The organism is Flavivirga amylovorans (assembly GCF_030540875.1).
GTDB classification, from domain to species: Bacteria; Bacteroidota; Bacteroidia; order Flavobacteriales; family Flavobacteriaceae; genus Flavivirga; species Flavivirga amylovorans.
Genome location: NZ_JAUOEM010000004.1, coordinates 248,002 through 270,071, shown reverse-complemented (window position 1 = coordinate 270,071; position 22,070 = coordinate 248,002). Strand labels below are relative to the sequence as shown.

20 protein-coding genes and 1 tRNA gene are annotated in these 22,070 nt (G+C 31.0%); 11 read left to right on the top strand and 10 right to left on the bottom strand.

What is annotated here, in order from left to right:
• Positions 1-43 precede the first annotated feature (43 nt).
• The 5 genes from Q4Q39_RS12835 (at position 44) to Q4Q39_RS12815 (ending at position 7,406) form a co-directional block, all read left to right on the top strand.
• Entirely contained in the window at positions 44-1,315 is a 1,272-nt protein-coding gene (locus Q4Q39_RS12835) for a DUF5686 family C-terminal domain-containing protein (protein ID WP_303282905.1), read from the top strand.
• A gap of 48 nt (positions 1,316-1,363) precedes the next feature.
• Positions 1,364-3,751, top strand: coding sequence for an efflux RND transporter permease subunit (locus Q4Q39_RS12830; RefSeq protein ID WP_303282903.1), 2,388 nt, complete (start codon positions 1,364-1,366; stop codon positions 3,749-3,751).
• A 90-nt stretch (positions 3,752-3,841) separates the two neighbouring features.
• Positions 3,842-5,275, top strand: coding sequence for an asparagine--tRNA ligase (asnS, locus tag Q4Q39_RS12825; protein ID WP_303282902.1), 1,434 nt, complete (start codon positions 3,842-3,844; stop codon positions 5,273-5,275).
• 68 nt (positions 5,276-5,343) lie between these two features.
• Positions 5,344-6,801, top strand: a complete 1,458-nt coding sequence (gene rpoN / locus Q4Q39_RS12820) for an RNA polymerase factor sigma-54 (RefSeq protein WP_303282901.1) — start codon at positions 5,344-5,346, stop codon at positions 6,799-6,801.
• Positions 6,801-7,406, top strand: coding sequence for a hypothetical protein (locus Q4Q39_RS12815; protein ID WP_303282899.1), 606 nt, complete (start codon positions 6,801-6,803; stop codon positions 7,404-7,406). Before rpoN ends, Q4Q39_RS12815 begins: the two co-directional genes overlap by 1 nt.
• Here the strand turns inward: Q4Q39_RS12815 and Q4Q39_RS12810 are convergent.
• From Q4Q39_RS12810 to Q4Q39_RS12765, 10 genes are all read right to left on the bottom strand, one after another.
• Entirely contained in the window at positions 7,401-8,093 is a 693-nt protein-coding gene (locus Q4Q39_RS12810; protein ID WP_303282897.1) for a porin family protein, read from the bottom strand. The genes Q4Q39_RS12815 and Q4Q39_RS12810 overlap by 6 nt on opposite strands.
• Positions 8,094-8,211: 118 nt before the next feature.
• Positions 8,212-8,688 (bottom strand): ExbD/TolR family protein, encoded by a 477-nt coding sequence (locus Q4Q39_RS12805; protein WP_303282895.1) that lies wholly within the window; start codon positions 8,686-8,688, stop codon positions 8,212-8,214.
• 23 nt (positions 8,689-8,711) lie between these two features.
• Positions 8,712-9,302: an ExbD/TolR family protein gene (locus tag Q4Q39_RS12800; RefSeq protein ID WP_303282894.1), complete on the bottom strand. Its 591-nt coding sequence runs from the start codon at positions 9,300-9,302 to the stop codon at positions 8,712-8,714.
• Positions 9,303-9,305: 3 nt separating this feature from the next.
• Positions 9,306-9,737 (bottom strand): hypothetical protein, encoded by a 432-nt coding sequence (locus tag Q4Q39_RS12795; RefSeq protein ID WP_303282893.1) that lies wholly within the window; start codon positions 9,735-9,737, stop codon positions 9,306-9,308.
• Positions 9,738-9,755: 18 nt separating this feature from the next.
• Positions 9,756-10,535: a MotA/TolQ/ExbB proton channel family protein gene (locus Q4Q39_RS12790; RefSeq protein ID WP_303282891.1), complete on the bottom strand. Its 780-nt coding sequence runs from the start codon at positions 10,533-10,535 to the stop codon at positions 9,756-9,758.
• A gap of 73 nt (positions 10,536-10,608) precedes the next feature.
• A tRNA-Ser gene (locus Q4Q39_RS12785) sits at positions 10,609-10,696 on the bottom strand.
• Between the two features lie 80 nt (positions 10,697-10,776).
• A complete protein-coding gene (locus Q4Q39_RS12780; RefSeq protein WP_303282890.1) occupies positions 10,777-11,808 on the bottom strand; it encodes an asparaginase in 1,032 nt (343 codons plus the stop codon).
• Positions 11,809-11,811: 3 nt separating this feature from the next.
• The gene (locus Q4Q39_RS12775) at positions 11,812-12,579 is read right to left on the bottom strand and encodes a TatD family hydrolase (RefSeq protein ID WP_303282889.1); all 768 of its coding nucleotides are present in this window, start codon (positions 12,577-12,579) and stop codon (positions 11,812-11,814) included.
• 113 nt (positions 12,580-12,692) lie between these two features.
• Positions 12,693-13,427 carry a tetratricopeptide repeat protein gene (locus Q4Q39_RS12770; RefSeq protein ID WP_303282887.1) on the bottom strand — a complete coding sequence of 245 codons (735 nt, stop codon included), beginning with the start codon at positions 13,425-13,427 and terminating at the stop codon, positions 12,693-12,695.
• A 5-nt stretch (positions 13,428-13,432) separates the two neighbouring features.
• On the bottom strand, positions 13,433-14,014 hold the full coding sequence (locus Q4Q39_RS12765) for an RNA polymerase sigma factor (RefSeq protein ID WP_303282886.1): 582 nt from the start codon (positions 14,012-14,014) through the stop codon (positions 13,433-13,435).
• Positions 14,015-14,146: 132 nt separating this feature from the next.
• Between Q4Q39_RS12765 and Q4Q39_RS12760 the strand changes: the two genes are divergently transcribed.
• The 6 genes from Q4Q39_RS12760 to Q4Q39_RS12735 all read left to right on the top strand — a co-directional run bounded on the left by Q4Q39_RS12760 (position 14,147) and on the right by Q4Q39_RS12735 (position 21,674).
• Positions 14,147-14,590 (top strand): hypothetical protein, encoded by a 444-nt coding sequence (locus Q4Q39_RS12760; protein WP_303282885.1) that lies wholly within the window; start codon positions 14,147-14,149, stop codon positions 14,588-14,590.
• A gap of 81 nt (positions 14,591-14,671) precedes the next feature.
• A complete protein-coding gene (locus Q4Q39_RS12755; protein WP_303282883.1) occupies positions 14,672-15,658 on the top strand; it encodes a hypothetical protein in 987 nt (328 codons plus the stop codon).
• Between the two features lie 319 nt (positions 15,659-15,977).
• Positions 15,978-17,933, top strand: a complete 1,956-nt coding sequence (locus Q4Q39_RS12750; protein ID WP_303282882.1) for a DUF7849 domain-containing protein — start codon at positions 15,978-15,980, stop codon at positions 17,931-17,933.
• A 30-nt stretch (positions 17,934-17,963) separates the two neighbouring features.
• Positions 17,964-20,558: a CHAT domain-containing protein gene (locus Q4Q39_RS12745; RefSeq protein WP_303282881.1), complete on the top strand. Its 2,595-nt coding sequence runs from the start codon at positions 17,964-17,966 to the stop codon at positions 20,556-20,558.
• Entirely contained in the window at positions 20,527-20,970 is a 444-nt protein-coding gene (locus Q4Q39_RS12740) for a retropepsin-like aspartic protease family protein (RefSeq protein ID WP_303282880.1), read from the top strand. The genes Q4Q39_RS12745 and Q4Q39_RS12740 overlap by 32 nt, the downstream gene beginning before the upstream one ends.
• Positions 20,971-21,041: 71 nt before the next feature.
• A complete protein-coding gene (locus Q4Q39_RS12735) occupies positions 21,042-21,674 on the top strand; it encodes a response regulator (RefSeq protein WP_303282879.1) in 633 nt (210 codons plus the stop codon).
• The last annotated feature ends 396 nt before the right edge of the window (positions 21,675-22,070 follow it).

The following is a 22,070-nucleotide window of genomic DNA, read 5'->3' as shown; positions in this document are numbered from 1 at the left end:
TTAGTCGCTTTTTTAGTAAATCTTTAGGCTCTCATTATCATAAATGATAAAACACTCCTCCCTCTTACTTTGTTTTATTTTTGCTTCAATTTCGTATGCACAAAATTCATCGAAAAACATCTTAGAACCTACTCAAGATTCTATCAAAAAAAGACAATTTATTAAACATCTTGGGAATGGATATCTACCAACCAAATACTTCAACTTTGATTTAAGATACTTAATTAAATATAATCAGTATGAAGGCGTAAGATCAGGTTTAGGAGGTGTTACCAATGATCAGTTTTCAGAAAAGTACCGTATAAATAGTTATGGTGTCTATGGTTTTAGAGATCATCGTTTTAAATATAGTATTGGAGGAGGTTTTAGAGTAGCTAAAAAAACGAATACTTGGATAGACCTTTCTTATACTGATGATTTACGAGAAACAGGAAGCACAAAATTTTTAACTGATGGTCGATTCTTTCAATTTTTTGAACCACGCTTATTAAACATCGATTTATTTCACAAACTGGTTACAAAGGCTATAAATATAGAGCACGAATTAGACCCCAAATTGTTAACCGAAGCCGAATTTGCTGTTAGTAACATAAACCCAACGTATAACTATGGGTATGTTTTAGATGGCAACATAGTAAACTCTTTTCATTTAAGTACTGCCAAAATATCTTTGCAGTGGAACCCTTTTAGCAAATTCGAAGTTACCGAGAATAAAGTAAAAGAAACTAAAAAAGGGTATCCACAGTTTACACTTCAATATACCAAAAGTTTTAAAGACGTTTTTAGAAGTGATTTTAACTTTTCTAAGTTAGATTTTAGGACTATTTATAGGATTGGCAGTAAGAAAGAAGGGCTTTCTGAAATAACTTTGGTTTCCGGAATAACAAACGGTAATACGCCATTAACACACTTATACCACGCTTATCCTAATAATATTACTAAAGAAACGGTTATGCAACGTTTTTCAGTAGCTGGACTAAATAGTTTTGAAACCATGTATTTTAATGAGTTTTTTTCAGATAAATTCACCACAATACAACTAAAACATTATATAAAGCCTTTTAATATTTCAGAACATTATAAACCACAAATTGTTTTAATAACTCGATATGCTTTAGGCGATATAAAACAGCCTGAATTACATCAAGATGTCACATTTGGATCTCTAAAAAAAGGATACACAGAGTCTGGTTTTGAGATTAATAAATTGCTTTTTGGTTTTGGTTTAAGCTTTACATATCGTTATGGAGGTTATCACCTACCAGAATTTAGCGATAATATTGCTTTTAAGTTTACATTTAACGTCTCTTTATAACGTATTACACTCCTTTTTTCTACCTTTGCGCTTCGTTTTATATAAAGCATGTTTAAATTATTTAGCACAGATTTCTGGGATATTATTGCAAGGTTGATTCTACGCAATAAAATTGTTATTCTTATTGGTATTATACTAGTTACTATATTCTTTAGTACAAAGTGGGAAAATATGCGTTTCACTTATACTGAGGCTAATTTGTTACCAGATGAACATGAAGTAAATATAACTTACAATAACTTTTTAAAAACTTTTGGTGAAGAAGGAAATCTGATCGTACTTGGAGTAAAAGATAGTACACTTTTTACTGTTGAGAAGTTAAATGCATGGAATAAACTTTCAGAAAGTTTTAAAAAATATGATGAAGTTGAAACAGTTGTTTCCATTAAAGACCTTCAAAAATTAATAAAAGACACCAAAAATGAAAAGTTCAAACTAGAGCCTTTTATAAAAGATTCCATTTCATCTATCGCTCAGGTTGGAACACTTCAAGAAGAACTTTTTGAAAAATATCCTTTTTACGATAATTTTTTATTTAATAATAAAACAAAAACAATCCGAACAGCCCTTTATTTAAAAAAGGATATTGTAAATACTTCTGTAAGAAAAGATTTTGTAGTCGATGTTTTAATACCTGCTATAAAGACCTTTGAAGAGTCGACTAATTTAGATGTTAGAATATCGGGAATGCCATATATTAGAACTTTAAATTCGCAAAATATTGTTGATGAAATTAGTTTGTTTATAGGGGCAGCATTATTAGTAACTTCTTTTATCTTCTTTTTGTTTTTCAGATCTTTTAGAGCGACTATAATTTCACTTATTGTAGTATGTATCGGGGTTATGTGGACTTTGGGAATTCTTGGTTTACTAAACTACGAAATAACCGTTTTAACGGCACTTATCCCACCGCTGATCATCGTTATTGGAATTCCTAATTGTATCTTTTTAATTAATAAATATCAGCACGAAGTAAAATTACACGGAAATAAAGTAAAATCATTACAACGCGTTATTACAAAAATTGGTAATGCCACTTTAATGACTAATGTTACTACTGCTTCTGGGTTTGCAACCTTTATTTTAACAGAGAGTAAACTATTAAAAGAATTCGGTATTGTAGCATCATTAAGTATCCTGGCAATTTTTATTCTGTGTTTACTTATTATTCCAATTATTTACACTTTTTTACCATATCCAAAAGAAAGGCACTTAGAACACTTAAACAAACGATGGATAGGTGGTTTTGTAAATTGGATGGAGCATATGGTGAGACAAAAACGTATTGCCATTTATACAACATCTTTGGTTTTATTAATTGTAAGCATTATTGGTATTTATCAAATAAAAATTTCTGGTAGTTTAATAGAAGACATGCCTAAGAAAACTGAGTTTTTTAAAGATATCCGTTTTTTTGAGGAAGAGTTTAATGGTATCATGCCTTTAGAAATAATGATTGACACTAAGCGTAAAAAAGGCGTTATGAAGCTTTCTACTTTAAAACGCATGGATCAGTTAGAAGATTTAATTATTGAAACTCCAGAATTGTCAAAACCAGTTTCTGTAGTTGGATTAGTTAAGTACTCTAAACAGGCTTATTATAATGGTAATACTAAATTTTATCAGTTACCAACCTCCCAAGAAAACAGTTTCATTCTGTCTTATGCTAAAAACTCATCATCAAATAACGATTTGCTTAAGAATTTTGTAGATAGTACGGGTCAATATGCACGTATTACAACATTTATGAAAGATGTTGGAACCGACAAAATGGAACGTATAGAAGAAAATCTTCAAACTAAAATAGACAAAGTCTTTCCAAAGGAAAAGTACGATGTTACCATGACAGGTAAAGCTTTAGTTTTTCAAAAAGGGACTAAATACTTGGTTAAAAATTTAGCAATATCATTATCCCTTGCCATTTTTTTAATCTCGTTATTCATGGCCTATATGTTTAGATCGGGAAGAATGATTATCGTATCGTTAATACCAAACTTATTACCATTATTGGTAACAGCAGGTTTAATGGGGTATTTGGGAGTTCCTATAAAACCTTCAACCATATTGGTTTTTAGTATTGCTTTTGGTATCTCTGTCGATGATACGATTCACTTTTTGGCTAAATACCGTCAGGAACTTCAAGCAAACCATTGGAAAATAAAAATATCAGTGTATGGTGCTTTACGTGAAACCGGAGTAAGTATGTTTTATACTTCCATAGTATTGTTTTTCGGGTTTTCGGTATTTACCATTTCAAGTTTTGGTGGCACAGTAGCATTAGGAGCCTTAGTCTCTGCAACTTTACTATTTGCCATGCTTTCAAACTTACTTTTGTTACCTTCTTTATTACTATCGTTAGAGCGTAGTATTGCGAATAAAGAAGTACTTAAAGAACCTGCCATTAATATTATTCCCGAGGAAGACGACAAGGAATAATATCCAAGGCAGGTCCAGTCTGTTTTTTAAATATTTGATGCTTGAAAGCCAATTGGCTTTTTTATCTTTACATTCTAAATTTTAATTCACATGAAATCACGAACTGTTTCAGAACTATTATCTCAAGATATCACTTTTCCAGAAGTAGACATTAAAGGTTGGGTTAGAACCTTTAGAGCAAATCGTTTTATTGCTCTAAATGATGGTTCTACGCTAAACAACATTCAATGTGTCGTTGACTTTGAAAATTTTGATGAAGCACTTCTAAAACGTGTTACTACTGGAGCAGCTATACATATTAAAGGTGAATTAGTAGAAAGCCAAGGTAAGGGACAAAAAGTCGAAATACAGGTAAAAGATCTTGCTGTTTTAGGAGATTCAGATCCAGATAGCTATCCTATACAACCAAAAAAACATTCGTTCGAGTTTTTACGAGAAAATGCACATTTACGTACTCGTACAAATACATTTAGCGCCATTATGCGTTTGCGTTCATCATTATCGTTTGCTATTCATAAATACTTTAATGAGAATGGGTTTTATTATATGCATACCCCTATTATAACAGGAAGTGATGCCGAAGGTGCAGGGGAAATGTTTAAGGTTTCTAATCTTGATTCAAAAAACCCACCTTTAAACAAGGAGGGAAATATAGATTACTCAAAAGATTTCTTCGGAAAAGAAACAAACTTAACAGTTTCTGGTCAGCTTGAAGCAGAAACGTATGCCATGTCCCTAGGTAAAGTATATACATTCGGCCCTACTTTTAGAGCAGAAAATTCAAATACTTCTCGTCATTTAGCTGAGTTTTGGATGATTGAACCTGAAGTTGCTTTTATGGATCTGGCAGGCAATATGGATTTAGCTGAAGATTTTATGAAATCTGTTATAAAACATATTTTAGATAATAATCGTGAAGATTTAGAGTTTTTAGATAAGCGCTTGCAAGATGAGGACAAAACAAAGCCTCAAGCCGAAAGAAACGAAATGACTTTAATAGAAAAGCTAAATTTTGTAACAAATAATAATTTTAAACGTGTTAGTTATACAGAAGCTATTGATATTTTACGTAATTGTAAACCTAATAAGAAAAAGAAATTTAAATATTTAATTAACGAATGGGGAACAGATTTACAAAGTGAACATGAACGTTTCCTTGTAGAAAAACACTTTAAATGCCCCGTAATCTTATTTGATTACCCAGCAAATATTAAAGCATTTTATATGCGTTTGAATGACGATGGTAAAACGGTTCGCGCTATGGATATTTTATTCCCTGGTATTGGTGAAATTGTTGGAGGTGCGCAACGTGAAGAGAGATTAGATGTACTAAAGCAAAGAATGGCAGCTATAGATATCCCTGAAGAGGACCTTTGGTGGTATTTAGATTTACGAAAATATGGAACAGCAGTTCATTCTGGTTTCGGTTTAGGTTTTGAACGCTTAGTTATGTTTGCAACTGGAATGGGTAATATTAGGGATGTTATTCCTTTTCCAAGAACACCTCAAAATGCAGAATTTTAAAAACAATCGTTCTTAGCTATTTACAGGTAAAAGTTTTTTTTTACTTTTATCTTAAACCAAATCAAAATATGCTTAAGCAATATTTACAATTTAAATTATCACAAAAACTATCACCACAGCAAATTCAATTAATGAAATTGATACAGCTGCCTACACAAGCTTTTGAACAACGTTTAAAGCAAGAATTGGAAGAAAACCCTGCACTTGAAGGTGGTAAAGAAAAGAGTGAAAATGAATTAGATTCTGAATTTGATAATGCGGATGACTTTAATGATAACGAGACTATAAATGCCGACGACATTAATGTAGATGAATATTTAAGTGATGATGAAATTCCAGATTACCGCACACAAGCAAATAATTATAGTAGCGATGATGATGAAAAAACAATGCCATATGCTGCCGGAACCTCATTTACGCAACATTTAATAAATCAATTAAACACCTATCGTTTAAATGATGAAGAGCGTGAAATTGCAGAATTTTTAGTTGGTAGTGTTGATGAAAGCGGATACATACGTAGAGAGTTAAACGATATTATGGACGATTTAGCTTTTACTCAAAACGTTTATACCTCCGAAGAAAAAATTGAAAGTGTTCTAAAAATTGTACATCAATTGGATCCTGCAGGTGTTGGAGCAAGAAGCTTGCAAGAGTGTTTAAGTATTCAACTACATAGAAGGGACAAAACACAACAATCTGAATTGGCAATTGACATTATTGATAATGCTTTCGATCAGTTTACAAAAAAACACTATAAGAAATTAATTCAAAAATTTGACATATCTGAAGCTCAGTTAAAAGAGGCTATTTCAGAAATTGAGCATTTAAACCCAAAACCAGGGGGCTCTTATGCTGGGAATAATAGAATTGTAGAACATGTCGTACCAGACTTTGCTATTAAAATTGTAGAAGGAGAATTAGAGTTAACTCTTAATGGAAGAAATGCTCCAGAACTTCATGTGTCTAGAGAATATAATAACATGCTTAAAGGGTATAAAGACACCAAAGACAAATCGAAATCGCAAAAAGATGCTGTTATTTTTATCAAGCAAAAATTAGATGCGGCCAAATGGTTTATTGAAGCTATAAAACAGCGTCAACAAACCTTATTTGTTACTATGAGTGCCATTATGCATTACCAAAAAGACTATTTTTTAACAGGCGATGAGCGCAACTTAAAGCCTATGATTCTAAAAGATATTGCTGATGAAATCTCTATGGATGTTTCAACAGTATCTAGGGTAGCAAATAGCAAGTATGTCGATACGCCATATGGAACAAAATTAATTAAAGAATTCTTTTCTGAATCTATGAAAAATGACCAAGGAGAAGATGTTTCAACTAGAGAGATAAAGAAAATTTTAGAAACTGTAATAGAAGAAGAAAACAAGAAGAAGCCCCTAACCGATGAAACTTTAGCAACTATTCTAAAAGAAAAAGGATATCCTATCGCCCGCCGTACCGTTGCAAAATACCGAGAACAACTAGACATTCCTGTTGCTCGCTTACGTAAAAAAATATAATGGATAAAGTATTAAGAAGTATCTCATACATTTTTCATCCATTATTAATGCCTATATTAGGTGTTATTTTCTATTTCTTTAAATCACCGCGATTCATACCAGAAGAAATAATTAAAGCTAAGTTAGTATCTCTTTTTATACTAACTGTTGTATTACCCATTCTCCTCTATTTTTTATTAAAGACATTGGGTAAGGTAAGGTCGATATATTTAGAAACTACAAAAGAACGTATCATTCCATTAATACTTAATTGTCTGGTTATTATAATCGTACTACAACGTATTATAACACCTACTCAAATTATAGAACTTTATTTTTTCTTTGTAGGTATATTAATCTCAACGATGACTTGTTTAATGTTAGCCTTTTTTAAATTTAAAGCAAGTATCCACATGATTTCTGTTTCTGGATTATTTATGTTCTTTATTATATTAAGTATACATTTTAGTATAAACATCAATAACACATTGGCTTTAATGACAATAATAATGGGTGCTGTTGCCACATCCAGACTACATCTTAATGCGCATACTTATAAAGAATTAATCATGGGTGTTTTTGTAGGAATGATTCCGCAATTAATTTTAGTGCCCTATTGGCTATAAAATATAAAACATCAAGCCTATTTTTATAGCATTCATATCTATTTTTCTTTCATCTAAATTAGCGTTATTAGAAAAAATAGGGTTTAAAGCGTAATATAAAAATATATTCCAGGTATTATAGCCTGCACTAAGTGTTAAACCATATTGAAAGTTATTAAAATCTTCAATATTAGTATATCTAATCCTTCCTAAATCACCTCGATACTTGGTCGTATGGGCAAATACATAGCCTAGCTTAAAACCTGTGTAAATGCGCCAAAAATTATATTCGGTTGCTGTAGATGTTCGCCATCTAAACTCTATGGGAAGTTCTATTAAATGACTTGAAAATTTATTCTTGATAAATGTATTCCCATCTCTTAAAATGCTATAGGTAATAGCTCCCGTATTGTCTCTATTTATAAGTATGTTGTGATTAAATGAATTAGCCGAATACCCAAGGCCTATGCCAATGGCTACATTTCTATCCTTATTAATAGGCATGTCTTTAATAAAGCCTAGATGAAACCCTAAAGAAAAGCCACTTTGCGAAACATCTGTTCGCATATTACCTAGTAAATTGTAAGTTACACCTGCATAAAATTGATCTTCCTTATAAAGTGAATCAACTTCTTTATCATTAATTTCTTGAGTAAAACAATACACAAAACTTAGCAAAAAGAATATGGAAAAAAATAATCGTTTCATCGATAAGAATATTATTCTACTAACATACAATTATAAGTAAAATTGTTTAAGTTTTTAAAAATAAAAAGGCGTTTTGATAATTCAAAACGCCTTTTTATTTAAAATTAAGAGTATAAAACTAATCTCTTCCCAATACAGAACCTTTTTTAGTAGTGTAGTTAATTTTAAGCGCATTTACTTTTCTTAACTCTTGTTTAATATCGCCTATTAGACCCATATTAGCATCACTATCTACTTTTAAAGCTGTAGTTAAAAATGGTATTAATTCTTCACGTTTAGAAGCTCTTTCTGCAGCTATAAAAGCAGCTACATCTTTTACACTAGCAAAATCATCATTTAGCTGTATTCTTGCTTCTTTACCAAACTTTGTATAATTAGCACTTGGTTTACCTGCATATATATACATGACCAAATCCTTTTTATCTAGTTTTTCTACTTGATCTGCAAACGGTAGATTATTCTCGATCTTCAAAGTATTTTGCCTCATTACTGTAGCCACCATGAAGAAGAATAACAACATAAATACAATATCTGGTAAAGATGCTGTATTTACCGCTGGCATATCGCCACTTTTTTTCTTTTTAAATTTAGACATATTAATAAATGTTAAATTTTAAATTATTGTTGTACTTCTGAAAGCTTCTGAGGATAATCAATTTTTATTTGATCTATCTTCGCTTTTAATCTTTCTTTATTCCCAGGCCAGTTTACATCTTTATAATCTGCTTGCATTTCTGCAAAAGACTTTCCATATTGTGCTTGAGCTCTAGCATTTCTTAATTCGTTATATGCTGCTACTAATTCATTCTGAACAGCGATATAAGTCTTATAAGTTGTTTCTCGCTCATTCTTTAAAGATATAATTGCTTTATCTGGGTTATCAGAAGATGATTTATCTTTTACTCCTTTACAGTAGTCACATGATCCATCGCCATTATTGTCTAAAAATTCAACAGCTGCTGCTCTTAAATCTTGAATTTCCATTAATTCATCTTCAACAAGCAATTGATCTTTTCCGTTTAATAAAACAGTAAAAATATTTTTTTGCTTAATAACAACATCTTCTTCTGATTCTTCTATAGGAGGAAGTTTTCTATTGATCCCTGAATCGGTTTCAATAGTAGTCGTTACTAGGAAAAATATTAATAATAAGAATGCAATGTCGGCCATGGAGCCTGCATTTACTTCTGGTGCTGCTCTTTTTGCCATAATTTATTTATTAAATATTTTTTTCACTCCTGAAAATGCCATTGATGCTATAGCTAAAAAAGCTAACACATAAAATGTATATAATCCAGCACCAACTTGTTTAGATGTAGCTTCAGTAACATCCTGTCCTTTATCCGTAAAAGGTGTTAAATCTAAATCTGTACCTGAAGATATGGAATAAGAAATAAAGACAATTGCTAAAAAAGCTCCAACCGTCATTAATGTCTTTTTAATATTTCCAGCAAATAGCCCTTTTATAACGAATATAAAAACCATTACTAAAATTAGTCCAAGTACAACATACGCTACATATAGCATATTTCCGCTCATACTCAAAGCATCTTTTTCATCTCCTGCTATTATCATTAGCGCAAAAATCGCGCCAATAATAGCTAGAGCAAAAGCTATTATTTTTAAAACTTTATGTAATTTCATAATTTTTATATTTAATTATTACTTTTTATTTCTAATTAATAGATCCATTAACGTAATAGAAGCATCTTCCATATCGTTAACAATACTATCAATTTTAGCAATAATATAATTGTAAAAAATTTGAAGTATAATAGCTACTATAAGACCAAATACTGTTGTTAAAAGTGCTACTTTAATACCCCCAGCAACAAGAGATGGTTGCATATCACCAGCAGCTTCAATTTTATCGAATGCTTGAATCATACCAATTACCGTACCCATGAAACCAAGCATTGGTGCTAAGGCGATAAATAATGATATCCAAGATACATTTTTCTCTAATTGTCCCATTTGTACACCTCCGTAGGCAACTACCGCTTTTTCAGCAGCTTCGATACCTTCGTCAGTTCTATCTAATCCTTGATAATAAATGGATGCGATTGGCCCTTTTGTATTTCTACATACTTCTTTTGCAGCTTCTACACCACCTGAAGATAAGGCGTCCTCAACACTTTGTGTTAATTTTTTTGTATTTGTAGTTGAAAGGTTTAAAAAGATAATTCTTTCTATAGCAATTGCTAATCCAAGAATTAAACATAATAATACAATCCCCATAAAGCCAGCTCCACCTTCAATAAAACGTTTTTTCAATTCTTGATGAAATCCAAGAGTCTCTTCAGCAGCAGCGCCCTCTTCGGCAGTCTCTTGAGTCGTGTTAACTGTAGTTACAGCTGTATTTGTGTTTGCAATTGTTGTTGCGTTAGTCGTTCCAAATGCCACCATTCCTGTAATGGCAAGGATAGAAAATAATCTTTTCATGTTCTAGATCTTAAATATATTAGTTAAAGTGTTAAAGATATTAAAAAAAAAGCAATTAAAAACAAAATAACAGCAGAGAGGAAGGGATTCGAACCCTCGATACGCTTTTGACGTATACACACTTTCCAGGCGTGCGCCTTCGACCACTCGGCCACCTCTCTGTAATTTTAATATTGCTTTCTAATTACAGGGGCTCAAATAACAAAAAAAACTTTGAACGTTAAAATTTTAAGAGTTAATTTTAAGACATTTCCCCTCTTAAAGGTGATTCGTAGATAGTTTTTAGGTCTTTTCTAGAAATATTTTGCCCTAATAAATACATTAATTTACTTATTGCCGCTTCTGTTGTGATGTCTTTTCCTGAAATAACACCTATATTTTTTAACTCATTACTTGTTTCATAATGCCCCATCATAACACTTCCACCAGAACATTGTGTTATATTTATAATATGTATGCCTTTAAGAATATTTTCCTTTAACATATTAATGAACCATTTTTCTGTAGTACAATTCCCTGAGCCATAAGTTTCAATTACAACAGCTTTTAAATTTGACGTATTAAAAATACTTTTCAATAGCGTTTCTGTAATGCCCGGAAAAAGTTTAATCAGTGCAATATTGTTATCTAATTCTTTATGAACCGTTAGCGCCTTCTTTAAATCAGGTTTAAATAAATGCTCTTCATTAATTTTTAAATGAACACCAGACTCAGCTAAATCGGGGTAGTTTAAGGAAGCAAAAGCTTCAAAATGTTCTGCATTTATTTTTGTCGTTCTATTGGCTCTATACAACTTGTATTCAAAATACAAACACACTTCCTTTATTTGTGGTACACCTTTAGTTTGTAATGACGCTACTTGTATAGATGTAATTAGGTTTTCCTTTGCATCGGTTCTTAAATCCCCTATTGGTAATTGAGATCCCGTAAATATGACTGGTTTTGCTAAATTCTCTAACATAAAACTTAACGCAGAAGCTGTATAACTCATCGTATCGCTTCCATGTAAAACTACAAAACCATCAAATGCCTTATAATTAGTTTCTATGATGTCGGCAATTTGAATCCAATATTTCGGATTCATATTACTTGAGTCTATAGGTTCTTTAAAAGAAACCGTATCAATATTACAATCTAAAAGTTGTAATTCAGGAATCTTTTCTAAAAGCGTTTTAAAATCGAATGCACGAAGCGATCCTGTTTTAAAATCTTTAACCATACCAATAGTACCTCCTGTATATATTAGTAATATGTTTGGTTTTACATTGCCCATATCTTATATTTTAAAAACATCTTTAGAATTTTGAGTTGTATTTGCTGCTATAACTTCTATATCTACACCATATATATCTACCAACTTTTCTAACACCTTTATTATGTAGGCGCTTTCATTTCGTTTTCCTCTATATGGTACGGGAGCTAAATAGGGTGAATCTGTTTCTAATACAATGTGCTTAATGTCTATTTGGTTTAAAAAGGCATCAATTTTCCCGTTCTTAAAAGTAGCAACTCCACCTATTCCTAATTTCATATTATAAGAAATAGCTTGATGTGCTTGTTCTAATGTTCCTGTAAAGCAATGAAAAATACCGAATAAATCATCACTTTTTTCTGTTTCTAAAACTTCAAATATTTCGTTAAACGCATCTCTGCAATGTATAACTATTGGTAGTTTATATTGCTTGGCAAGTCTTATTTGATGTTTAAATGCTTCTTGTTGAATCCCTAATGTTGATTTATCCCAATATAAATCAATCCCAATTTCTCCCACTGCATAAAAATGTCGTTTTGCAAGCATCTCCTCTACATGTTTCAACTCTTCTTTATAATTATCTTTTACATGCGTAGGATGTAATCCCATCATTAAAAACATATTATTAGGATAATTCTTTTCGAGTTGGAGCATCGCTTCTGTATACTCAGAATCTATTGCTGGAATAAAAAACCGAGAGATTCCTTGTTTAATAGCGCGATCAATCATATCATTTCTGTCTTCATCAAAAGCCTCGCTATATAAATGGGTGTGCGTATCTGTAATAATCATTTGGTAAAAATAAAAAAGTCACCATTAAATTGATGACTTTCTTTAAGCTTATTTATATAGCCTTAGTATCACATAGATATGATGCTCTTTTATACCTATTGCATAGAATACTTTTATTCTAATTTACTAATAAGTTTTTCTGCTTGTTTATAATCTTCTGCATCTTCTGGTATCCTTTTTAATAGCTCTAAACAGGCATTGTAATCTTGTTGCTTTAATTTACTTAAAGCTAAATACCATATTGCTTTATTTTTGTATACCGATGCGGTATTAGACAGCTTACTAAACAAACTATCAGCTTCATCAAACTTATCCAATTCTAATAAGGTTATTCCTCGATATAATTGTAATTCGTTCTTAGAATCATCCATAGCTATCAATTCAGTAAAAGCTGCTTCTGCTTTAGCGAAATCTTTGCTATTAAAAGCATTCTCTGCTGTTTTTAAAAGACTTTCATCTCCCCCTCTAACAGTTAAACTAATAGTCTCATAATTATTGTAATCGTTAAAAGTTGGGTTAGATAAATTATTAAATGTAACCACTCCTATTAATAAAGCCACACTTGCTGCTATGGCATATTGCCAAGGTTTAAAGCGTATTACTTTTTTAGAAGGTTTTTGTTTTTCAAAATAAGTATTGGAAATGGTTTTTAAATTATTCTGGAATGCTGTTGAAATTGATTCTCCTTCAAATTTGTGTTCTAAAAAAGATGACAATTCTTTATAAATATTGAATGCTTGATTAAAATCTGATTCATTTTTTAATCGTGATTCAAAGGCAGATACTTCTTCCTGAGATAACTCTTTAGATAAGTAGGATTCAAACAATATGTAATTCTGGTCTTCCATGGCTATTAATTATTAAGTTGGTTAAACTTTGGTGACTTTTGAACCAGCTCTGTCAATTTACCAATACATAAAGATTTCTTTTTCCTGGCATAAGCATAAGTTACACCTAAACTTTTTGCTACTTCTTCCATAGATTTTATTTTAAAAGTAGCGGTTAACAAATCTTTACAAGCGGTTCCCAGTTTTTGAAACATTTCTGTAAATAGCGCTTGTTTTTCACCAAAGACAGAGGTTTCAAAAGCTAGTTCTTGAGCTTCGTCACCTTTAGATAAAACAGCTTCATTAATTGTTACCTCTTTATTAGAAGATTTTTTTAATTCGTTTAGCCATTTACGCTTACATAGTAAAAAGAAATAGGCATCAAACGGACATGTAAGTTGTAATTTTTTTTCGCTTGCTTGGTTATAAATGGTTATTAAAGTATCCTGTATAATATCCTGAGCCTTATCACTATCTCCGCTATTTTGTTTTATATAGTTTACCACTTTAGGAACAAACTTATCATATATAGCTTGAATAATGAATGAATTATTTTTAAGTAATCCATCTATATATTTCTGGTCTTCGTGTATTTTCTTTTCACTCATTACCCCCTTGTATTTGCTACTAAAATAAAAAAACTTTGAAATAAAAGGGTAACAATTTTTAAATGGTTCTGATATAAGGGTGTAACAGTAAAAATACTGAAACTTTTAATTAATCCATAAAAATTAGAAATCATGAAGAAATCCATTTTAATTATCGGTACTGTAGTATTATCAATATTAAACTCTCATGCTACAAGCTTAACATCGAACCTTAACACAACAACCGTTAGTGTAAATATTACAAATGAAAACTTAGTTAAAATCTACGACTGGAAAGTGGAAACTAATAAAGGTGTTTATTCAGGAACCTCTCATTCTGTAGAAAATGCAAAACGAATGATTGCTTTATCAAGCTCTGGAGAAATTGTAAGAGCTTCAAAAATTGAAAGTTATTTTGTTTTGAAAGTTGAAGCGAAAAACAACTCAAAAAGAAATTATTTCTGGGAAGTTGAAACAGCGACAGGATCTGCAAAAGGATATTCTTCAACTGAAGCTTATGCACACAAAATGATGCAATTAGTTGCTTCTGGAGATGTCATTGTTTCCAGAAAAATCATCAGTCAACCTCAACAATAAAAAAATAATTACCAAAACAGGGTAACAAAATAATTACCCTGTTTATATAAACCTGAATAATAAATTTAAACCCAATTAATCATGAAAAATTTTAAAAACATTTTAGGAACCGTTTTAATGTCAGCTTTATTATTAACGAGTTGTTCAAACAATGATGACAACGATGGCGACAACGATATTTTAATTCGTCCAACAGCCGAAGATTTTAATAATTTAAAAGAAGCTGCCCTCGAAAACTTAACACAAACATTTGAGTTTAATGCTGATGATGGAAGTATAACATTAACATCTGAAAAAGGTGTACAGATTTTTATTAGTAGCTCTTGTCTAACCTTAAACGGAGAGTCTGTAACAGGAACTGTAGATGTAGAATTTATTGAACTTTTTGACAAAGGTAGCATGCTTACAACTAATAAACCTACCATGGGAACTTTACCGAATGGGGATAAAGCATTACTTATTTCTGGAGGAGAATTCTTTGTGAATGCTACTCAAAATGGTGCTACTTTAGAAACCACTTGTGGATTTCAAATGCTAATCCCTGCAGATTTAACAGGAGGCGTTGATGAAGACATGACGCTTTGGGAAGGTAGAATTGACCAAAATGGAAACCTTGCTTGGGGTGAAGTTGATAACGCTGCAGGACAAGGCGAAGGCGGTGTGTTTGGAGAGGGAGACCAATACTATGGATTTTTCCAATCATTTGGATGGTCTAACGTAGACCGTTTTTATAATGATCCACGACCAAAAACAACTATTCTGGTTGCTGTACCTGAAGGATATGATAACACGAACAGTTCTGTTTTTATCTCTTATGATGGAGAAGATGCTGGCTTAGCAAATTTAGATACTTACGATTCTGAGACAGGCTTATTTAGCGAGCATTATGGACAAATCCCTGTTGGATTAGAATGTCATATTATTTTTGCTACCGAAGATGGCGATAACTGGAAATATGCTATTAAGTCTGTTACTATTGAAGAAAATGCTATTATAACATTTACAGACGGTGAAACCTCTATAGCTACAGAAGCTCAATTAACAACCATTATTAATGATTTACCATAAATATCTGCTCATTTTAATTTCCTACTTATAATGGTTAGCTTCAATTGTTAACCTACTTTTAAACCAGAAACTTTAATGTTTCTGGTTTTTTTATGAAAAAGGGGTAACAAAATATAAATTTCGTGTATTTAATTATAAAAGGCATCATGAAAAAGACAACTCTAACATTGGCCATAATAATTATTGTACTGTTAGTATTAATAGCTAATATCCTAATAATCACGTTGAATTTTAATTTTTCATCTTAAGTTAGATTCAGATAAAACAGCTTTAAAGATGACACTTTTTGTATATTTAAAATCTATTAACTTTTATTTTCATGAATAAACAATTCCTTTTTATTTGCTTTTCTTTTTTATTTGCCTATAGTTACTCCCAACAGTTACTAGCTAACGATACGCTTACAAGAACAGCAACCATTAAGAATTCTACAAATGGTAATGAAATAATTTTCACTCCGGAAACACCTGCTTTAAATCAAATTGCAGGAGCTCCAAAAGCATTTTATACATATTACTGGGAATTTGGTGACGGACATTATAGTACTGAAGAAAAACCAAAACATATCTATAAAAACAAAGGCGAATATAACGTAAAGCTATGGGCTACCAATAATTATGACACAGGAAAACCTCCAACAACGAGACCCAAAAAAATTGCTATTAATTCCATTACAACTGACTATGAAGATCTAGCTACGATGGATGAAGATTTTACTATAAAACGCAATAGAGAACCTATTCCCGAAGAAGAAATAGTAGCTATAATGAGTTATAAGAATATTAAAGATTATGTAACCAACGGAAAAGTATATCTTTTTTATAACGAACTTAAATATAAAGCCAATAATTTTGAATTGTTAGAAGCTAGAACCTATCATAATGAAAAAAATATATCAGTTGATGGTTTTGCATACACAAAGAACATCGACAATGAAAGTACTTACTTAGCGTCTTTACACGATGATATAGTTAGATCAAGTACCATATTACAAGATTCAACAGAAAAAACAAACTTACCTTTAACCATATCAGAGTCTAAAGCCTATTACAAAGACTGGAGTCTTTTAGAATTCGACAACATGCAACCCAACGAAGAGCGCAATATCTTTTTCAGTTTAAAGACGACGCCAGAAATGGTTAAAGACACCAGTGCGATTATATCGGTTCGTGGTATTTATATTCCAGACGATAATTACGATAATCATAAAGTAAAAGACATGGAAATGGAAATTGTGACTTCACATGATCCTAACAAAATGTCATCAAATGGGACCTTTATGAACTATAGGTTAGTTCGTTTTAAAACCTTAAAATATAAAATTAAGTTTCAGAATAATGGTGAAGGCCCAGCAAGAACCATACGATTAGAGACTGATATTCCAGACATGCTAGACAAATCAACATTACAGGTTATGGACATGTATCCCAAATGCGATATATGCCCCAAGCGAGAGGTTCTGTATAGTTGCCTAGACACCACATTTACTGATACACAGGCTATTTTTACTTTTAAAAACATTTACCTTCCAGGTAGCAAGCAAAAAAACGTAAAAGAATACGATTCCACAAAAGGTTTTGTAAAATACAAGATTAAGTTTGCTAAAGATTTTCATAAGAAAAAAACAAAAAGTAGAACCGCTATTATTTTTGATAAAAACGATCCTATTATTACTAATTATTCTACCACTCGGTTTTTACCTGGTATATCCATTGGTGTTAAAACGGGCTATAACTCATTTAACGACTTAAAAAATTCTGAGAGTTATTTTTTTGGTGCTACATTGTCTCCTTTTAAATCTTATAGATGGTATTGGCAAATAGAGCTTATGAATAATTTACACACCTATGATTCTGACACCAATATTGTTGAAGAATTTATTCAAGAAGCTCAAGGGTTTCGTTTTCTTCAACGTACTAGTACTGATATTTCTTATGAAAATATTGATTGGGATATTCCCGTTTTAATAAGATATAATATTAATAATTATTTTGGTCTGGGAGCGGGTTTGCAAAACACCATTTCCTTGAGTGAAAAGCAAGAACAACGTATTTTAATAGAACAGTTTGAAGGAGATACCCCAGACGCTTTCGTTTTTAGGACTGAAGAAGATACTGGTAGCGAAACAAATTCTTTTACCAATTTAAGAACAGGGCTATTGTTTGAAGCTACTGCTGGTTTTGCCAGAATTGGTCCAAGTTTGGGAGCACGTTATATTATGAATTTTGAAAATAATTTTAATAATTGGCAGTTCTACGCCATATGGAAATTCTGAAGCTAAGTCCCTTTTAGCAGGCTCATTCTTATGAAAAAACTAAGTTTAATTTTCTTTTTAATTTATGGCATTGCCATTTCTCAAAATTTAGAAGAGAACATTTATGTAGCTGCAGAAACATTTATCAGCAATCCGAATAATGCAACTTTAAACCTCTTAAGCGAGCAAGAATCTACATTCAAAAAACAAGTTAAAAGCAAAAGTGAGCAATTAGCGCTTGTTTTTTTACAATGTCATAAAGGGTTTTATCTGGAGAAAATCTTCCAGCTAAAAGATGCGATTACTACTTTTGAGGATGCTTCAAATCGGTTTAAAACAAACAACCTTTCAAAATTTTCCCATTTCGATATAATTGAAAGTTGTTTGATCCCTCTCGGAAACTTATATACTAAAACTGATGATTATACGAATGCTGAAAATGTAATAAAACAGTATATCTACTTAGCCGAAAAAAGTAATCATAAAAAACATCAAATAAGTGGCATAATCAATCTAGCTATCTTATATAAAACTATTGGGAAGTATAAAGAAGTATTAAGCCTAACCTCTAATTATCTTAAAAAACAAAACATTAGCAAATATCAAAAGCAAAAAATCATCGAATTAAACATAGACAGTCAAATTGCATTAAAAATGATAAATAGTGTTTCAGATATTCCTAAAAGAATTAATCATAACGCTTATAATTTGTATAGAAGTAACTATCTAATTCAATTACAAAATGGTAATTATACAGAGGCATTAAAAGCTTTTAATAAGGCAAAAACAAATATTGTGATAGGCGACTTACCAAGAAGAAAACTTGCTAAACTTTATTTTGAAGAAGCGCAACTTAATAAATTACTAAATAATTTAAATCAGGCTAAAAACAATTTAAATTCAGCACTAGAAACTTTGTTACCAAATACAGAATCTATTGAATTTCTTGATAAAAACAACTTGTATGCAGAAAACACATTCATAGATATTTTTGATTTATACGCAACACTCCAAAAAGACTATAAATCGGCACTTAATTACTACAATCTAAGCTTTTATGTATCAAAATTATTAGAAAACAACTGGACCTCGCAAGAAAACAAAATATCGAATCAGGCAGCAAATAGAATTCGTAGCGAAACGTGTATAGATATTACCTTTAACGAATACCTAAACACAAAAAACGATACCCTATTATTTTCTGCTTTTAAATATGCTGAATTAAACAAGTCGGGAGTATTAAAAGAAAAATCTATAAAAAAAGCACTTTTAAATAAATACCCTAATGATAGTTTATTACTTAAAGAAGCTGCTTTATTTAAAAAGCAAGAAGAAATAACATTTCTTCTAATTAATGAACAATTAGGTAAATCTCAAGCATCAGTAATCTCAAGCCTAAGTAATCAATTAAATACGATTAGCATTAAATTAAAAGGACTTAAAAAAACTATAAATAAAAAATACTCCGAGTTAGGTGACACTGATTTTTTAATCGGTGATCTTCAAAACAAACTATTAACAGATGAAGCTGTTTTAATTGAATACTTTTATGGTAAGAAAGACATCTATCAATTTATAATTTCTAGCAAAAGCATTAGCCTTAATAAAATCAATTTAGATACAACTACCAAAAAACAAATCACAGATTTTATTCATTTATTTGATTCGGCTTCTATAATAAATAATGATATAAGCAAATTTACAACCTCTGCCTTCACCCTTTATAATATCTTGAATCTTACAAAAACGGAGGCCTTCAAAAACGTTATTATAATCCCTGATGGATTGTTGAATTTTGTACCATTTGAAGCTTTGCTTATCTCCAAAACAAATACAACAAACTTTTCAAAAATGCCTTTTGTTGTCAAAAAACAGACTGTGGTTTACAATACGAGTGCAGCTTTTTATTTAAAAAAAGCCAGAAAAAACAAGAAAAATAATCTTCTGGGGCTTTTTCCTGTATTTGAAAAAACAAAAAACAATCTAACCTATTCTATAGATGAGGCAGACGCTATAAAAAAAGAAATACCTTCTACTATTTTTTTAAGAAATCAAGCCACAAAAAAAACATTCATTAAAAAGAGTTCAGATTATAGTATTATACATTTATCTACGCATGCTAGCAGTGGTGATTTTTCAACTTCAGCTAATATCAAATTTTATGAAGACACTATGTTTCTAAACGAGCTATATAGCCTCAATTTAAATGCAACCTTAGTAGTTTTAAGTGCCTGTGAAACAGGTGTTGGGAAATTATATAAAGGTGAAGGCGCCATGAGTATAGCACGCGGATTTCAATATGCTGGAGCACAAAATGTCCTGTTTTCTTTATGGCAAATAAACGATCTATCTACGTCTCAAATCATACGATCCTTTTATAAAAATTATAGCAGCAATCGATCTGCTTATATTTCAAACCATCAGTCTAAATTAGATTACTTAAAAGATGAGACCATTAGTAACATAAAGAAATCGCCTTATTACTGGAGCGCCTTTGTTTATTACGGTGAATTAAAAGAGCCCAGTAGTAGCAATAGTCATTTAATTTATATCGTCATTAGCCTGTTTATCATCCTGATTATATTACTTTTACTGTTGAGAATTAAAAAATCTTATGGAAAAAACACTGCAAGAGTTTCTTCTTGACAAAGGATACGTTAAAGTAAAACTACGCTTTACCAAAACAAATCATTTCGAAATAAAAGCAACTATAAATGGTCATAAAGGATTATTCATTTTAGATACTGGTGCATCAAATTCCTGTGTAGGTTTTGAAGCTGTTGAAACGTTTAAACTAAAAACAGAAGATTCTGTTATTAAAGCTGCGGGTGCAGGTGCTACAGACATGGAAACAAAAATGTCTAAAAAAAATAAAATAAAGATTGGAAAATGGAAACGCAACAAAGTAGTTTTAGTTTTATTTAATCTCACTCATGTAAATACTGCTTTGATAAATCATAATTCTAAGCCTGTTGATGGCATTATAGGTGCCGATATCTTAAAAAAAGCTAAAGCCGTAATAGATTATGAAAAGAAATATCTATATTTAAAACTGTAAAAATATAGTTAAACATATATATAAGTGTAAATTACATTTTTAATTAATAGCATTTTAATTCTCCTCAAGTAATGAACACCTCAATAGTGATTGCTGATGATCATCCGTTGATGTTAAGAGGTCTGACTGATTTTTTGACATCCAAGGGTTTTAATATCATAGGAAGTGCGCAGGATGGAAATACTGCCTATAATCTTATAGTAAAACTAAAACCAGAAATTGCCATTCTTGATATAAGAATGCCTCATAAAACAGGACTAGAAATCGCAGAAGCTTGTAAAAAAAACAATTTAAATACTAAAGTTATCCTGATTACTTTTGATAAAGAAGAAGAACTTTACGATAAAGCCAAAGAATTTAACGTATTTGGATATATCTTAAAAGAATTTGCCATTGAGGAAATTGAAACCTGCATTAAACATGTTATAAACGGCACACCATATTTTAGTGAAGAAATTGCATCTTATTTAAACGCAAGTACGTTAGAACAAAAACCAGACATATTAAACTCGTTAACTAAATCTGAACTAAAAATAGTAAAACTCATTTCCGAAAATAAAACAAGCCATGATATAGCAGAAGACTTATCTATTTCTGTTCGTACTGTGGATAAGCATAGAAGCAACATAGTTGCTAAGTTAGGCTTAGATAAAAAACCTACATCACTTTCAATTTGGGCTAATTTAAATAAAGCACATTTGTAAAAAATACGTAGAAGTGCGTATTTTTTATTTCATGCCTGCAACATATCTTTACAGTGCTATTAATTAGTTCTTAGGGAGAATTAAAGAGAGCTCTAAATTGTAATGATTTAGAGCTCTCGCTTTTTAAAATAGTATCTTCTATTTTAAAATAGTATCTTCTAATTTAAAAATACGTAGAACTGCGTATTTTTTTTTCCACCCTTGCAACATACCTTTACAGCGCTATTAATAATTCTTTGAGAGAGAGAATTTTTCACAAAACTCTGCGCTGACATAGGTGCAGAGTTTTTAATCTAAAAATTTAAGAAAAATAACAAGTTTAAAGTAACAACATATGGAAAAGGATAATGATGTTATTGATAAATACTGTATGATAGGATTAGGTGTTTTGGTCGT

Bases quoted from the DNA above. Each gene is read 5' to 3' on its own strand.
- Q4Q39_RS12835 (WP_303282905.1), top strand. From the start codon at position 44: ATGATAAAACACTCCTCCCTCTTACTTTGTTTTATTTTTGCTTCAATT.
- Q4Q39_RS12830 (WP_303282903.1), top strand. From the start codon at position 1,364: ATGTTTAAATTATTTAGCACAGATTTCTGGGATATTATTGCAAGGTTG.
- asnS (WP_303282902.1), top strand. From the start codon at position 3,842: ATGAAATCACGAACTGTTTCAGAACTATTATCTCAAGATATCACTTTT.
- rpoN (WP_303282901.1), top strand. From the start codon at position 5,344: ATGCTTAAGCAATATTTACAATTTAAATTATCACAAAAACTATCACCA.
- Q4Q39_RS12815 (WP_303282899.1), top strand. From the start codon at position 6,801: ATGGATAAAGTATTAAGAAGTATCTCATACATTTTTCATCCATTATTA.
- Q4Q39_RS12810 (WP_303282897.1), bottom strand. From the start codon at position 8,093: ATGAAACGATTATTTTTTTCCATATTCTTTTTGCTAAGTTTTGTGTAT.
- Q4Q39_RS12805 (WP_303282895.1), bottom strand. From the start codon at position 8,688: ATGTCTAAATTTAAAAAGAAAAAAAGTGGCGATATGCCAGCGGTAAAT.
- Q4Q39_RS12800 (WP_303282894.1), bottom strand. From the start codon at position 9,302: ATGGCAAAAAGAGCAGCACCAGAAGTAAATGCAGGCTCCATGGCCGAC.
- Q4Q39_RS12795 (WP_303282893.1), bottom strand. From the start codon at position 9,737: ATGAAATTACATAAAGTTTTAAAAATAATAGCTTTTGCTCTAGCTATT.
- Q4Q39_RS12790 (WP_303282891.1), bottom strand. From the start codon at position 10,535: ATGAAAAGATTATTTTCTATCCTTGCCATTACAGGAATGGTGGCATTT.
- Q4Q39_RS12780 (WP_303282890.1), bottom strand. From the start codon at position 11,808: ATGGGCAATGTAAAACCAAACATATTACTAATATATACAGGAGGTACT.
- Q4Q39_RS12775 (WP_303282889.1), bottom strand. From the start codon at position 12,579: ATGATTATTACAGATACGCACACCCATTTATATAGCGAGGCTTTTGAT.
- Q4Q39_RS12770 (WP_303282887.1), bottom strand. From the start codon at position 13,427: ATGGAAGACCAGAATTACATATTGTTTGAATCCTACTTATCTAAAGAG.
- Q4Q39_RS12765 (WP_303282886.1), bottom strand. From the start codon at position 14,014: ATGAGTGAAAAGAAAATACACGAAGACCAGAAATATATAGATGGATTA.
- Q4Q39_RS12760 (WP_303282885.1), top strand. From the start codon at position 14,147: ATGAAGAAATCCATTTTAATTATCGGTACTGTAGTATTATCAATATTA.
- Q4Q39_RS12755 (WP_303282883.1), top strand. From the start codon at position 14,672: ATGAAAAATTTTAAAAACATTTTAGGAACCGTTTTAATGTCAGCTTTA.
- Q4Q39_RS12750 (WP_303282882.1), top strand. From the start codon at position 15,978: ATGAATAAACAATTCCTTTTTATTTGCTTTTCTTTTTTATTTGCCTAT.
- Q4Q39_RS12745 (WP_303282881.1), top strand. From the start codon at position 17,964: ATGAAAAAACTAAGTTTAATTTTCTTTTTAATTTATGGCATTGCCATT.
- Q4Q39_RS12740 (WP_303282880.1), top strand. From the start codon at position 20,527: ATGGAAAAAACACTGCAAGAGTTTCTTCTTGACAAAGGATACGTTAAA.
- Q4Q39_RS12735 (WP_303282879.1), top strand. From the start codon at position 21,042: ATGAACACCTCAATAGTGATTGCTGATGATCATCCGTTGATGTTAAGA.